Consider the following 14,327-nt stretch of genomic DNA (forward strand, 5'->3'; position numbering starts at 1 on the left):
TTCCTTGTTCATTTCGAAGACTTCGCGGACTTCCGCGGAGCCTTGGGCAGCTTGCCTGCCTTCATGGCGGCAGAGCGTTCTGGTTGTGCCGGGCGTATCCGTCCTGGCCGGTAACCACTGGCGTCGACCTCAAATTTCGGGAAGCCGAGGCGCTGCAGCAAGACTGCCACTGTCGATAGAGATGCAAAAGTTCTAGGACCACCACGGGAACTTGCCAGCACCGCCTTCCGTTCACCGAAGTGAACCTCGAGGGCGTAGCCTCCGGCCTGGCCTAACGCGACTACGTGCGAGATCACACGAGCTGCGATCAGCTCGCGCAGGGGCGCCTCTTGCAGGAGGGCTACCGCGTGGTCGTTGGGTTTTAGCTCTGATACTTCCATGGTTCTATTCACCTCACGTGCGTTCACAGCATTTTGATGCCATAAGCAGCCAGGTCATAAAGCACTTTATATGAAATGCACTGCCATAACATCCATGACGTGCCGCAAGCAGTGCGTTTATTTCGGCATATCTGTGGGTGCTGCATCACAAGATCAACCAGGCGATGGCCCCCGCAGTTGTTGTCATGGGCTGTTGGGACAGATCGGAGTAGTCGGGTTGAGCTTCACGATATCTGCGCCAGTAATCTGGATTGCGCTGCGACCACGCCTGCTGCACGGCGTGCTGGTTGATCCGGTAGTCAGGGTCGGACTGGAGCTTGGCCCGTTGCCATTCGCGTTTACGGGCGCGTTGGCAGTCAGGTGAGGTGCAGAAGGTTTGATCGGGAACTTGCGGGCGAGGCTCAAAGGGTTCGCCACAACAGGCGCAGGGTCGGGTCATCGTCGGGTCTCCATGCGAAAACTGCATGAACCCCGTGGCGGCGATAGTGCACACGAGGGTGCCAGTCCATATCTAGGCCCATTTGCACCCAACCCACCTAGACACCGGTCGCGCCTTGGACTGGCCCGCGTCCGACCGCTTGTCGACTTTGATCAGAGTTGCACCCAACCTGTTTAGGATTTGGTCCTAACTATGTGTTTGCCCACCGGGCGAGATTTCGCTGGCCCACCAGGGGGTGCTCTTCCTCGATGAACTGCCCGAATTCCCCCGCGCTGCACTGGAGGCCCTGCGCGAGCCGCTGGAGACCGGCCACATCACCATCGCCCGGGCGGCGCAACGCGCGGAGTTTCCGGCCCGGTTCCAGATGATTGCGGCCATGAACCCGTGCCCCTGCGGCTTTCTGGGGTCCACCCAGCGCGCCTGCCGCTGCACGCCCGACCAGGTGCACCGCTACCAGGCCAAGCTCAGCGGGCCGCTGCTGGACCGCATTGACCTGCATGTGGAGGTGCCCGCCCTGCCCGCCGAGCAGCTGGTGCAGGCGGCTGCGGGCGAATCCACCGCCAGCATCCGCGCCCGGGTGGAGCGGGCCCGCGCCCTGGCCCTGGCGCGCCAGGGCTGTACCAACCAGGCGCTGCAGGGCCAGGCCATCGACGCCCACCTGCACCTGGACGATGCGGCCGCCAAGTTCCTCAACACCGCTGCCGCGCGCCTGGGCTGGTCGGCCCGCAGCACGCACCGGGCGCTGAAGGTGGCGCGCACCATCGCCGACCTCGCGGGCGCGCCCACCACCGAGGTCAGCCACGTAGCCGAGGCCGTGCAATACCGCCGCGTACTGCGTAGCCCGGCATGAGCGGCGCGGACGGCGCGGCACGCCCAACCGGAGCGGTGGCGCAGGTAATATCAAATTGATAGCACCTGGCGCATGTTTCACTAGCGCATGCGGCTGATTTCGATCAAAAAGAGGCGCCGCACCACCTAGCGGGCACTGCGGGCCGGTCGCGGGGGCCCGGGCGCCCGGCACAATCTCCCCCCATGTCCAGCGTCCGTTCCTCCAAGAAATCCCCCTCGGTTCCCGCCCCTGCAGACACTGCAGCGCCCGCCAGCGAGCCCGTGGACACCGGCTTTTTGCGCACGCTGGTGGGCTACAACACGCGGCGCGCGGCGCTGTCCATCATTGCCGTGTTCATGGAACGCATGGCCGTGTACGACCTGAAGGTGGTGGATTTCTCGGTGCTGTCGCTGGTGGCGCACAACCCGGGCATCACCTCGCGCCAGCTGTGCGCCACGCTCAGCGTGCTGCCGCCCAACATGGTGGGCTTGATTGCGGCGCTGGAGCGGCGCGGCCTGATCGAGCGCCGCCCACACCCCAGCGACGGGCGTGCCATGGGCGTGCACCTGACGCCCGCCGGGGTGGAATTGACCGCGCAGGCCGAGCAGACGGCCGCGCAACTGGAAGAAGACGCCACCAACCGCCTGACGGCGGCCGAGCGCAAGACGCTGATCCGGCTGCTGCAAAAAGTCTACGACTGAGCGGGCAGCCACCGCCCATGGCGGTGCGTCAGGCGGCCGGTGCCGGTGCTGCCTGGGCCTTGTCCAGCCCCAGCAAGCGCACCGCGTTGCCCTTCAGGATGCCGGGCATCACCTCGGGCTTGAAGCCCGCTTCCTGGAAGTCCTTCATCCAGCGCTCGGGCGTGATCAGCGGGTAGTCGCTGCCAAACAGCACGCGGTCTTTCAACAGCGTGTTGGCGTACTGCACCAGCTGCTTGGGGAAATACTTGGGACTCCAGCCCGACAGGTCGATCCAGACATTGGGCTTGTGCGTGGCCACCGACAGCGCCTCGTCCTGCCACGGAAAGCTGGGGTGGGCCATGACGATCTGCATGTCAGGGAAGTCGATGGCCACATCGTCCAGGTGCATGGGGTTGCTGTACTCCAGCCGCAGGCCGCCGCCGCAGCGCATGCCGCTGCCGATGCCGCTGTGGCCGGTGTGAAAGATGGCGGGCATGCCGTACTCGGCGATCACCTCATAGATAGGCCAGGCCATCTTGTCGTAGGGGTGGTAGGCCTGCACCGTGGGGTGGAACTTGAAGCCCTTGATGCCGAACTCCTCGATCAGGCGGCGGGCTTCGCGCGCGCCCATCTTGCCCTTGTGCGGGTCGATGCTGGCGAAGGCCGTCATCATGTCGCTGTTGGCCTTGGCGGCCTCGGCGATCTCTTCGTTGGGGATGCGGCGGCGGCCCATCTTGGACTCGGCGTCCACCGTGAACATCACCAGGCCAATCTTCTGCTCGCGGTAGTAGGCCACCGTCTCGGCAATGGTGGGGCGGCGGCCGTTCTTGAAGTACTTGTCGGCGGCGCGGTCGTACTCCTCGCCGTAGTTGTCAAAGGGGTTCCAGCAGCTCACCTCGGCGTGGGTGTGGATGTCGATGGCGATCAGATTGGCGTGGTCCATGCGTGTCTCCTGGGTTGGCGCCCGCCGGTGCGGCGTCAAACCCCCAGCATGCGCCACGGCGCGTGACGCAGATCAAGGGTAAACACCAATAAAAAACGGGCTTGGCTTGCTTGAATTGGTTATGAACTATAACCACAATTCAACCAACACGAAAGCCTCTATGACCCATCCAGACATCCATTTCGAGCTGCGCGGCGACCACCAGGAAGTGGCCGTGATCCGCCTGACCCGCGCGGCCAAGCGCAACGCGCTGAACGACGGCCTGATCCTCTCGCTGCGCGACCTGTTCGAGAAAATGCCCGGCACCGTGCGCGCCGCTGTCATCGACGGCGACGGCCCCCATTTCTGCGCCGGTCTGGACCTGTCGGAGCTCAAAGAACGCGACGCCGGCCAGGGCCTGCATCACTCGCGCATGTGGCACGCCGCGCTGGAGCGTGTGCAGTACGGCCCCGTGCCGGTCATCGCTGCGCTGCACGGCGCCGTGGTGGGCGGCGGGCTGGAGCTGGCCAGTGCCTGTCACATCCGCGTGGCCGACGAATCCACCTTCTACGCGCTGCCCGAAGGCTCGCGCGGCATCTTTGTGGGCGGCGGCGGCGCAGTGCGCATCCCCAAGCTCATCGGCGCTGCACGCATGACGGACATGATGCTCACCGGCCGCGTCTACAACGCGCAGGACGGCGAAAAGGTCGGCTTTGCGCAGTACCTCGTGCCCGAGGGTCAGGCCTTTGCCAAGGCCTTCGAGCTGGCCGTGCGCGTGGCGCAGAACGCCCCGCTGACCAACTACGCGCTGATGCACGCCCTGCCCCGCATTTCCGAGCAGCCCGCCGACCAAGGCTTCTTCACCGAAGCCATGATGGCCGCCATCGCCCAGAGCGCACCCGAAGCCAAGTCCCGCCTCGCCGACTTCCTGGAAGGCCGCGCCGCCAAGGTCCGCAAGGACTGAGCCCGCCCCCAGTCACCTCTTGCCCCTGCTGGAATCCCTATGAGCGACCTCTCCACCCCCACCGCCCCGGCCCGCTACCGCCCCGTGACCTTCGGCGTGACCCGCGTCAGCCTGCGTGAAGGTGCGCCGGGCGTGCGTTACCTGCAGGCGGACCTGCCCCTGGGCGCCTTTGCCCGCCGCGTGACGGACTACCTGGTGCACTGGGCCGAGACCACGCCCGACCACAGTTTTCTGGCGCGCCGCGAGCAACTGCCCGGCGGCAAGACGGGTGACTGGCAGCATGTGAGCTACGCCCAGGCGCTCGACGCCGCGCGCAGCATCGGCCAGGCCCTGCTGGACCGTGGCCTGAACGCCGAGCGCCCGGTGGTGGTGCTGAGCGAGAACACGATCGAGCACGCGCTGCTGGCGCTGGGCTGCATCTACGCCGGTGTGCCCTACTGCCCCGTGTCGCCCGCCTACGCCACCGTGAGCCAGGACTACGACAAGCTGCGCCACGTCATCGACACCCTCACCCCCGGCCTGGTGTTTGCCGCCGACGGCGCGCGCTACGGCAAGGCCATTGCGGCCACCGTGGCGGCCGATGTCGAAGTGATCCTGGCCCAGGGCGCGCTGGAGGGCCGCAAGGCCGGCACCTTCCAGAGCCTGCGCCACACCACCGCCACCCCGGCGGTGGACGCCGCCATGCACGCAACCGGCCCCGGCACCATCGTGAAGTTCCTGTTCACCAGCGGCTCCACCAAGATGCCCAAGCCGGTCATCAACACCCAGCGCATGTGGTGCGCCAATCTGCAGCAGATCTCGCTGTCGCTGCCCGTGCTGGCCGAGGCATCGCCCGTGCTGGTGGACTGGCTGCCATGGAACCACACCTTTGGCAGCAACCACAACTTCGGCCTCACGATGATGCACGGCGGCACGCTGTACATCGACGACGGCAAGCCCACCGCTGCGCTGATTGGCGAGACCCTGCGCAACCTGCGCGAGATCGCGCCCACGGTGTACTTCAACGTGCCCACCGGTTTTGAAATGATTGCCGAGGCGATGAAGACCGACGCCCAGCTGCGCGCCAACCTGCTGTCGCGCGTGCGCCTGTTCTTCTACTCCGGCGCTGGCCTGGCCCAGCCCGTGTGGGACAGCCTGCACGCCACGCAAGAGGCCGCCATTGGCGAGCGCATCGTGATGTGCACCGGCCTGGGCATGACCGAATCCGCCCCCTCGGCCATGTTCTGCAACAGCCCCGACGTGCGCTCCGGCCACATCGGCGCGCCTGTGCCCGGCATGGTGCTCAAGCTGGTGGAGGTGGACGGCAAGACCGAGGTGCGCTACCGTGGCCCCAACGTCACACCCGGCTACTGGCGCTCCGACGCCGCCACGCGCGATGCGTTTGACGACGAAGGCTACCTGTGCACCGGCGACGCCGTGAAGTGGATCGACGAGAACAACATCCACCGGGGCTTGGCGTTTGACGGCCGCATTGCCGAAGACTTCAAGCTCTCCACCGGCACCTTCGTGAGCGTGGGCCCCATGCGCGCCAAGATCATCGTGGCGGGCGCGCCCTACATCCAGGACGTGGTGCTCACCGGCCTGAACATGAAGGAAGTCGGCGCCCTGCTGTTCCCCTCCCCCGCCTGCCGCGAAGTGGCCGGCCTGGGCGCGGACGCTCCCTGGGCCGACGTGGTGGCCCACCCCGCCGTGCGCCAGCGCATCGAGGCGGTGCTGGACGGGCTGGCCCGCGAGGCCACCGGCAGCGCCAGCCGCGTGGCCCGCGCGCTGTTGATGGCCGAGCCGCCCTCCATCGACAAGGGCGAGATCACCGACAAGGGCTCCGTCAACCAGCGTGCCGTGCTCAAGCACCGCGATGCGCTCGTCGCGGCCTTGCACGACGACACGGCACCGGACATCCTCAAGCCCGGCGCCTGAACCCCACCCCGAACAGGACAGACCCACCATGCAGATTCAAGGACAAGCCGCCCTCGTGACCGGCGGCGCATCGGGCCTCGGCGAGGCCACCGCACGCGAACTGGCCCGCCTGGGCGCCAAGGTGGCCGTGCTCGACCGCAATGCCGAGCTGGCCGAAAAGGTCGCCGCCGACATTGGCGGCGTTGCCTGCCCCTGCGACATCACCGACGCCGCCAGCGTGACCGCCGCGCTAGAGAAGGCTGCCGCCGCCCACGGCCCCGCCCGCATCCTCATGAACGTGGCCGGCATTGGCAGCGCCAAGCGCGTGGTGCAGCGCGACGGCAGCGCCGCACCGCTCGAAGACTTCGTGCGCGTGATCAACATCAACCTCATCGGCAGCTACAACGTGAGCCGCCTGTTTGCCGCCGCCTGCAGCAAGCTGCCCACGCTGGACAATGGCGAGCGCGGCGTGATGATGTTCACCGCATCCGTCGCCGCCTTTGACGGCCAGGTGGGCCAGCAGGCCTACAGCGCCTCCAAGGCGGGTCTGGCCGGCATGACACTGCCCATGGCGCGCGACCTGGCGCAGCACGCCATCCGTGTGTGCACCGTGGCGCCCGGCCTGTTTGCCACGCCGCTGATGAAAGAGCTGCCCGAGGCCGTGCAACAGTCGCTGGCGGCCAGCATCCCCTTCCCGCCACGCCTGGGCAAACCCGAAGAGTTTGCCGAGCTGGCTTGCCATATCGTGACCAACGGCCACCTGAACGGCGAAGTCATTCGCCTGGATGGCGCCCTGCGCATGGCGCCCCGGTAAACGATCAGCGCCACACATCAGTAAATAACAAGAGGGCGCGAAAGCGCTCCAGCTTGACCCCCGAGATTTCCGTCAGACACACACCAGGAGACATCAGCATGACCACCACCCGCCGTCAATTTGTTCAGGCCCTTGGCGCCAGCGCCGCGCTGGGCGCCTTCCACCCCTTTGCCGCCCATGCCCAGGTGGACCAGGTGAAGGTGTACTTCGGCTTCCCCGCCGGCAGCTCGGGCGACACCGTGGCCCGCCGCGTGGCCGAGAAGTGGGCTGGCAGCGCGTTCAGCAAGAACCCTGGCGTGGTGGAAAACAAGCCCGGCGCGGGCGGTCGCATTGCGCTGGAGACGCTCAAAGCTGCGCCCGCAGACGGCTCGGTGCTGGCCGTGGCACAGGTGTCGGCCCTGGCCAACTACCCGCATATCTACAGCAAGATGAACTACACCGACAAGGACTTCGCGCCCGTGTCGATCGCAGCCATCATGCACCACGGCCTGGCCGTGGGCCCCATGGTGCCCGCCAGCGTGAAGAACGTGAAGGACTTCCTGGCCTGGGCCAAGGCCAACCCCAAGGACGCCAGCTACGGCTCGCCCGGTGCAGGCTCCACGCCCCACTTCCTGGGCGCGCTGCTGGGCATCAACAGCGGTGTGGACCTGCGCCACGTGCCGTACCGTGGCTCCATCCCCGGCGTGACGGACGTGGTGGGCGGCCAGGTGGCTGCCATGGTCACACCGCACGGTGACTTCATCGCCAACTACAAGGCGGGCAAGCTGCGCATCCTGGCCACCTCGGGCCCCAAGCGCTCGCAGTACGTGCCCGACGTGCCCACGTTTGCCGAACAAGGCTTCCCTGAGCTGACCACCGAAGAATGGTTTGGCTTCTACGCCCCAGCCGCCACGCCCAAACCGGTGATCGCTGCGGCCAACGCGGCCATCAACGCTGCGCTGAAGGAAAAGTCGGTCATCGACAGCCTGGCCATCGTGGGCCTGATGCCCCACGGCTCCACCCCTGAAGAACAGGCCCGCTGGCAAAAGGCCGAGTACGACAGCTGGGGCCCGCTGATCAAGAAGATCGGCTTCACCGCAGAGTCCTGATCCCCCCTGCGCCGCAGGTCCGGACTGACCCCAGTCCGGGCTGCCGCATGGCAAAAATACAAGAAAACAGCCGCTAGCGCACATCCAACAAGCGCAGACAGCTACTAATAAGAGAGCAAACCATGCAAGCCCGCCAGACCCTTGCCGACATCCAGCACCTGCTGACCACCGTGCTGAAGGCGCCCACGCGCTGGCAGGGCCTGGCGCCGTTTGCGGATACCGATGGCGACCTGGCGGCCCAGGTGCTCGACGAGGCGGCCAAGTTTGTGGACAGCGCCATCGCCCCGCTGCAGCGCAGCGGCGACGAAGAAGGCTGCCGCTTTGACGGCGGGCAAGTGCACACCCCCGCAGGTTTTCGCGATGCGTACCAGGCCTTTTGGCAAGCAGGCTGGCCGTCGCTGTCTTGCGCGCCCGACGATGGCGGCCAGGGCCTGCCTGCGGTGCTGGAGTGTGTGCTGTTTGAATGGCTGGCCGGTGCCAACCACGGCTGGACCATGGCGCCCGGCCTGCTGCACGGCGCGTACGAATGCATCAAGCACCACGCCAGCGACGCACTCAAGGCACAGTACCTGGAGAAGGTCGCCACCGGCGAATGGCTGGCCACCATGTGCCTGACCGAAGCCCACGCCGGCAGCGACCTGGGCATGGTGCGCACACGCGGCTTGCCCCAGCCCGACGGCAGCGCGCGGGTGAACGGCAGCAAAATTTTTATCTCCGGCGGCGAACACGACCTGACGGACAACATCGTGCACCTGGTGCTGGCGCGCCTGCCCGATGCACCTGCAGGGCCCAAGGGCCTGTCGCTGTTCCTGGTGCCCAAGGTGCTTCAGGATGGAACACGCAACGCCGTGGTCTGCGAGCGCATCGAAGAAAAGATGGGCCTGCACGGCAGCCCCACTTGCGTGATGCGCTTTGACGACGCCACCGGCTGGCTGGTGGGCGAGCCCAACAAGGGCCTGAACGCCATGTTCGTGATGATGAACGCTGCCCGCCTGCACGTGGGCCTGCAGGGCATCGGCCTGCTGGAGGCCGCGTGGCAAAAGGCCAGCGCCTACGCCGCAGAGCGCCGCCAGATGCGCGCGCCCGGCGCCAAGGACACCAGCCTGATTCAAGACCACCCCGCCATCCGCCGCATCCTGCACACACAGCGCGCGTGGATCGACGGCGGCCGCGTGCTGGCCTACCACACGGCCCTGCAGCTCGATGTGGCCAAGCACGGCACCGACGCGGGTGAACGCGCCGCTGCGCAGCGCTGGTGCGTGCTGGTCACGCCCGTGCTCAAGGCGGCACTCACCGACCAGGCCTTTCACGGCGCCAGCGCCTGCCTGCAGGTGTTTGGCGGCCACGGCTATGTGCGTGAATGGGGCATCGAGCAGATCGTGCGCGACGCGCGCGTGGCCATGATCTATGAGGGCACCAACGAGATCCAGGCCATCGACCTGCTGGTGCGCAAGGTGCTGGCCGATGGCGGCCAGGGCCTGGCAACGCTGCTGACCACACTGCCCGGCGCCGCCCCCAGCGCCGCTGCCAGCGCACGCCGCCATGCCCTGGTGGAGATCACACAAACCCTGGCGATTGCCGCCCAGTCCGACCCCGAACTGCCCTACTGGGTGGCCGACGACTACCTGCGCGCCGTGGCGCTGGTGCTGCTGGAATGGGCCTGGGCCCAGATCGGCGCCGCCCGCCCCCACCGCGCGGAACAGTCCACCGCCGCCACAGACCGCTGGACCCCACCCGCCCAGGCCTTCGCCCAGTGGGTGCTGCCCGAATTCGACCTGCGCACCACCATCCTGCGCCAGCGCATTGCCCAGGCGTTTGAATTCAGGCCCCAGGAGGCTGCAAGCGCATGAACCATATGCGCCAACAGCTCCTGATTCAGTAGCAAAACACCTTCCATCGATCTCCCTCCCACAGCGTGTTGAGGCCGCGCTGAGGGCTGTCCTGCGCCTCGAAAAATCATAGGAGACAACACCATGCGCTTGAAGATGAGAAGAAACCGGATGCGTGCCCACCAACCCCTGGCGCTCTCGGCCGCAGCCGCTGCCTTGCTCATGGGCTGCGGCGGCTCGTCCGATGCCGCCCTGCCCCAGCTCTCCGCCGCCACACCGGCCACCCTGCAGTCGTGCGCCACGCTGGCCAGCAGCCTGGCGTTGCCCGACACGCGCATCACCTCGGCCGAACAGGTGCCCGCAGGCCCCATCACCGTGCAGGGCGTGACCACCCAGGCGCCCGCGCACTGCCTCGTCAAAGGCAAGATGAAAGAGCGCACCGGCCCCGTGGACGGCGCCAGCTACGCCATCGGGTTTGAAATGCGCCTGCCCGTGGAGTGGAACGGCCGCTTTCTGCACCAGGCCAACGGCGGCCTGGACGGCAGCGTGGTCACCGCGCTGGGCTCGGTCAGCGGTGGTGCCCCCGTGGCGCCCGCCCTGGTGCAAGGCTTTGCAGTGCTCAGTTCTGACGCAGGCCACGGCGCGCCCACGCCCTTCTTCGGCGTGGACCCGCAGGCCCGGCTGGACTACGGCTACCAGGCCGTGGGCACCCTCACCCCCATGGCCAAGAACCTCATCAAGAGCGCCTACGGCAAGGCGCCCGACCGCTCGTACCTGGCCGGCTGCTCCAACGGCGGCCGCCACGCCATGGTGGGCGCATCGCGCTATGCCGAGCAGTACGACGGCATCCTGGCGGGCAACCCCGGCTTTCACCTGCCCAAGGCCGCCACCACGCAGCTGTGGAAGGCCCAGCAATACGCCAAGGTATCCACCAAGGACGCAACCACCGGCCTGCCCGACCTGACCACCGCCGTGAGCCCGGCCGAGTTCAAGCTCATCAGCAGCAAGATCGTCGCCAAGTGCGACGCACTGGACGGCGTGGCCGACGGCCAGGTCAACGACGTGGCCGCCTGCCAGGCCGCCTTCAACCTGCAAACCGACGTGCCCACCTGCACCGGCGCGCGCGACGGCAGCTGCATCACCAGCGAGCAAAAGGGCGTGCTGGCCAGCATCTTTGCCGGCCCCAAGAACAGCAAGGGCGAGGCGCTGTACACCGGCACTTGGTGGGACCCCGGCGTTGCGGGCGCCAACTTTGCATCGTGGCACTTTGGCGCGCCCGCCACGCGTGACGCCGGTGCGGTGGCCTTCATCTTCACCTCGCCCCCATCCACCGTGGCAGCGTTCACCGCCATCCCCGGCATGCAGTACGCGCTGAACTTCAGCATGGAGACGGACTACCCCAAGATGTTCGCCACCAACACCACCTACACCGAGTCGCCCTGGTCGTACATGACCCCGCCCAACGAGACGGACCTGAGCACCCTGAAGAACCGGGGCGCCAAGATGATCGTCTTCCACGGCGTGGCCGACGGCGTGTTCTCGCCCATGGACACCGCCAACTGGATGGACCGCCTGCAGGCCAACCACAGCGGCAAGGCCGACGCCTTTGCCCGCCTGTTCCTGGTGCCCGGCATGAACCACTGCTCCGGCGGCCCCGCCACCGACCAGTTCGACATGCTGGCCCCGCTGGTGGCCTGGGTGGAGCAAGGCAAGGCCCCCGACAGCGTGACCGCCAAGGCACGCGGCGCAGGCGCCAACGTGGTCAACACCGAGCTGCCCGCCACCTGGTCTGCCAACCGCACTCGGCCGCTGTGCGTGTACCCCAAGGTGGCGCGTTACAACGGGACGGGGGATGTGGAGAGCGCAAGCAGTTTCAGCTGTAAGTAATCAGTTCAACGCTTGAAAAGCGGGAAGCCCGGCGCAAGCCGGGCTTCCTCTTTTTTCTTTTTACGCCTTGGCGCGAGGCTTCATGCGAAAGCTGACGCCCATGCGGTTGATGGCGTTCATGGTGGCAATCGTGAGCGTCAGGTCCACCAGGTCCTTCTCTCCAAACACGGCCAGTGCGGCCGCATAGGCCTCATCGGATGCATGGGTCTCGCTCACGCGGGTCACCTCCTCGGCCCAGGCCAGCGCGGCGCGCTCCTGCTCGGAGAACAGATACGCCGCCTCATGCCACACAGGAACGAGCACCACCTTCTCCACCGACATGCCTTCGGCCAGCAGGTCGCGCGTGTGGATGTCAATGCAGTGCGCGCACCCGTTGATCTGCGACACCCGCAGAAAGACCAAGTGCGTCAGCAAGCTGGGCAGGCCCGTGCCCTGGGTGACAAAGTGGTGCAGCGTCCCCACGGCCTTGGCACCCTCGGGCGATACGTTGAACCAGACAGCGCGATTCATACAGCAGTTCCTTCACATTGAATGTTGGGCGGAGGGCGATATCGACCTCCTGCTACCAAGACGGGTGATGTGAGGGTGCTGTGACAGATGGTTGAGAAATGGGGGCAGATCTCTCCGGGGTGCCTAGTTAGAACAAGGCAAGGCAAACTCGACAGCGTGACGACCAAGGCACAAGGCGCAGACGCCGATCGGCGTCAACAGCGTGGTACACGCCAGTTGGTCTGCCAACCGCACCCGCCTAATGTGCTTTCACCCCAGGTTGCACGCTACAACGGCACGGTGCATGTGGAGAGTGCAGGCAGCTTCAACTGCAAAGTGAGGGGAGTCGTCTCAATCACATAGCAGCCGCAGTCGCAGCCCAGGAAATTTCGAACACTCACGCCAGCCGCACTTCAGTGCAGTGACAAACGACTAACCATTAAATGCTGCTGCGAAAGTCGGCGTGCGAAGATGCTCGGTAATCGTGTAAACCCGCGCATCCGATGCCTGCGAAGCCCCTCCGACGTAGTGATGGATCTTGGGTCGCAGTCCGTCCATCAACATCTTGCCGTGCACGTTTACGAAAGATACAGGTACAAGGCCGTTTGCAGGAAGGAAGTCGTTGACCGGAGGTGGATTTTCGGGCATGCCTGATGCCGCCCATTCAGGTTTTCCGCGCTTTCGAGGAACCTCATATAGCGTAGAACGAATCTGCTCGCGTGCGACTCGCGCTGCGTTGACTAGGTCATCGCGCTTCAATGCGACAACATCGTTAATCGCTGCGTCAATCAGATTGGGATCAAGCTCATGGAAGGCTTCCTTCAGATGAGCTGGTTGAGCAAACGAATGCTCAACGTCATTGAACGGCGTAAAAACCTCTTCGACTCGTTCGACGCCATTGCGATTTCGTTCTGCAGCTGCGGTAGACAGCTCGAATTGCATCTCCTGCTCCGTCCGAAAGTCACGATCCCGATGAAGGATGACTCGCGCATCTGGCCGCATGTCGGTGATCATGTTCGCCAGAAGCCTAGCAGCCGGAAGATTTCCGCAGCCGTTGTAAGAGAGGACAGCAATGTTGTTAGGCGCCCCGTTCGCTTTCGCCAGAGCGGTTATAGGTCTTGTTAGCTTGTCCTCAGTCATGAGAATCACTGATCTCGCCGGGTCAAATGCATCGGCACCTGCCGAGAGCGCGCCGAGCGTCATCAAGATTGGGATTGCCGGCCGCTGAGTTGCGTCTACCGAAACTTTCGCACCGTCATCCATCCAAACAAGTGCCGCATTTTGGTCGTACATGAGGCGCTGGATCAATTGAGGCGAATGACTGGCAAAGAGGATACGAGTTTGCGTTACGTCAGCCACCCCTTTGAGTGCATCGTAGAGGCGCCCTTGACTATCGGCATGCAAGTGCGCATCTGGTTCATCAAGTAGGAGGAAAGGCGGTGCATAAAAACAGGTGTAAGCAATGATCTGGATAACCTGAAGCATCCCCGTTGAAGCCATGTCGAGAGTTACGCGTGCTACTCCGAACTCAACTTCTACGTTGACATGTCTATCGTGCTGCGGGTTGTGTTTAACGATGACTCTAGTGCCCGGATAGCAGCGATCCAGCAGGGTCGAGAACATTTTCCAACCACTCCCGTCGGGAAGAGCTGCTATGTCCTTGCCCTGACGCCAAGCTGCCCGAGCCATCTCATCCAAATCACGCGTAAACAAGTGGTCGAGGACGGTGCGAAGGTAGAGGTTGGCGTCCCCATGCATAACAGCTGCGTCCATTGCTCCCTTGGTTCGCCATTCTTCTCGCAGCGGGATACCAGAAAGACCGGGGGTAAATATCGAGAAGGGACGATCGGGGTCTGCAAGCAACCCCGCCAAGTCGTTGTCGCCATCACGAGTAATAGCGATATTGGCATTCTTTCCACGGTAAACCTGAATGGTGACTTTCTTTTCTGCGCCCGTGTCCAAGTCGACACCAAGATAGGTCATTGAGAAGCCAAGACTTTGCGTTGCTGGATCACCGCGCCGCAAATCGAGCAATCGATCAGTGGGTCTAAAAACGGGAGTGTCAGAATTTCTGTGTGTGAGGCGGTTTCAGAAATCGGCTAGTCGTTAA

12 protein-coding genes and 1 pseudogene are annotated in these 14,327 nt (G+C 65.0%); 8 read left to right on the forward strand and 5 right to left on the reverse strand.

The window, feature by feature from the left end; genetic code table 11:
• Nucleotides 1–8 precede the first annotated feature (8 nt).
• Nucleotides 9–380 (reverse strand): hypothetical protein, encoded by a 372-nt coding sequence (locus tag ACODSM_RS13500; RefSeq protein WP_488805611.1) that lies wholly within the window; start codon nucleotides 378–380, stop codon nucleotides 9–11.
• A gap of 145 nt (nucleotides 381–525) precedes the next feature.
• Complete coding sequence (locus ACODSM_RS13505; RefSeq protein WP_488805612.1) at nucleotides 526–819, reverse strand: hypothetical protein; 294 nt, start codon at nucleotides 817–819, stop codon at nucleotides 526–528.
• Between the two features lie 205 nt (nucleotides 820–1,024).
• Here ACODSM_RS13505 and ACODSM_RS13510 point away from each other — a divergent pair.
• Both ACODSM_RS13510 and ACODSM_RS13515 read left to right on the forward strand, forming a co-directional pair.
• Nucleotides 1,025–1,669, forward strand: a pseudogene (locus ACODSM_RS13510) (ATP-binding protein); the annotation flags it as partial.
• Between the two features lie 182 nt (nucleotides 1,670–1,851).
• Entirely contained in the window at nucleotides 1,852–2,349 is a 498-nt protein-coding gene (locus tag ACODSM_RS13515) for a MarR family winged helix-turn-helix transcriptional regulator (protein WP_060984555.1), read from the forward strand.
• Nucleotides 2,350–2,377: 28 nt separating this feature from the next.
• Here the strand turns inward: ACODSM_RS13515 and ACODSM_RS13520 are convergent, their stop codons facing one another.
• Entirely contained in the window at nucleotides 2,378–3,271 is an 894-nt protein-coding gene (locus tag ACODSM_RS13520) for an amidohydrolase family protein (RefSeq protein ID WP_476016417.1), read from the reverse strand.
• A 160-nt stretch (nucleotides 3,272–3,431) separates the two neighbouring features.
• Between ACODSM_RS13520 and ACODSM_RS13525 the strand changes: the two genes are divergently transcribed.
• The 6 genes from ACODSM_RS13525 (at nucleotide 3,432) to ACODSM_RS13550 (ending at nucleotide 11,728) form a co-directional block, all read left to right on the forward strand.
• Nucleotides 3,432–4,214, forward strand: coding sequence for a crotonase/enoyl-CoA hydratase family protein (locus tag ACODSM_RS13525; RefSeq protein ID WP_488805613.1), 783 nt, complete (start codon nucleotides 3,432–3,434; stop codon nucleotides 4,212–4,214).
• A gap of 39 nt (nucleotides 4,215–4,253) precedes the next feature.
• Nucleotides 4,254–6,131: a feruloyl-CoA synthase gene (locus tag ACODSM_RS13530; RefSeq protein ID WP_488805614.1), complete on the forward strand. Its 1,878-nt coding sequence runs from the start codon at nucleotides 4,254–4,256 to the stop codon at nucleotides 6,129–6,131.
• A 28-nt stretch (nucleotides 6,132–6,159) separates the two neighbouring features.
• Nucleotides 6,160–6,924: an SDR family NAD(P)-dependent oxidoreductase gene (locus ACODSM_RS13535; RefSeq protein ID WP_056742222.1), complete on the forward strand. Its 765-nt coding sequence runs from the start codon at nucleotides 6,160–6,162 to the stop codon at nucleotides 6,922–6,924.
• Between the two features lie 98 nt (nucleotides 6,925–7,022).
• The gene (locus ACODSM_RS13540; RefSeq protein ID WP_116748589.1) at nucleotides 7,023–8,012 is read left to right on the forward strand and encodes a Bug family tripartite tricarboxylate transporter substrate binding protein; all 990 of its coding nucleotides are present in this window, start codon (nucleotides 7,023–7,025) and stop codon (nucleotides 8,010–8,012) included.
• Between the two features lie 122 nt (nucleotides 8,013–8,134).
• On the forward strand, nucleotides 8,135–9,862 hold the full coding sequence (locus ACODSM_RS13545; RefSeq protein ID WP_488805615.1) for an acyl-CoA dehydrogenase family protein: 1,728 nt from the start codon (nucleotides 8,135–8,137) through the stop codon (nucleotides 9,860–9,862).
• A 150-nt stretch (nucleotides 9,863–10,012) separates the two neighbouring features.
• On the forward strand, nucleotides 10,013–11,728 hold the full coding sequence (locus ACODSM_RS13550) for a tannase/feruloyl esterase family alpha/beta hydrolase (RefSeq protein ID WP_488805616.1): 1,716 nt from the start codon (nucleotides 10,013–10,015) through the stop codon (nucleotides 11,726–11,728).
• A 60-nt stretch (nucleotides 11,729–11,788) separates the two neighbouring features.
• On the opposite strand, the gene ACODSM_RS13555 is transcribed toward ACODSM_RS13550, so the two are convergent.
• On the reverse strand, nucleotides 11,789–12,238 hold the full coding sequence (locus ACODSM_RS13555; protein ID WP_343736622.1) for a carboxymuconolactone decarboxylase family protein: 450 nt from the start codon (nucleotides 12,236–12,238) through the stop codon (nucleotides 11,789–11,791).
• A 411-nt stretch (nucleotides 12,239–12,649) separates the two neighbouring features.
• Nucleotides 12,650–14,200 carry an ATP-dependent nuclease gene (locus tag ACODSM_RS13560; protein WP_488805617.1) on the reverse strand — a complete coding sequence of 517 codons (1,551 nt, stop codon included), beginning with the start codon at nucleotides 14,198–14,200 and terminating at the stop codon, nucleotides 12,650–12,652.
• Nucleotides 14,201–14,327: the final 127 nt, after the last annotated feature.

It is taken from the genome of Acidovorax sp. FG42 (genome assembly GCF_057809195.1).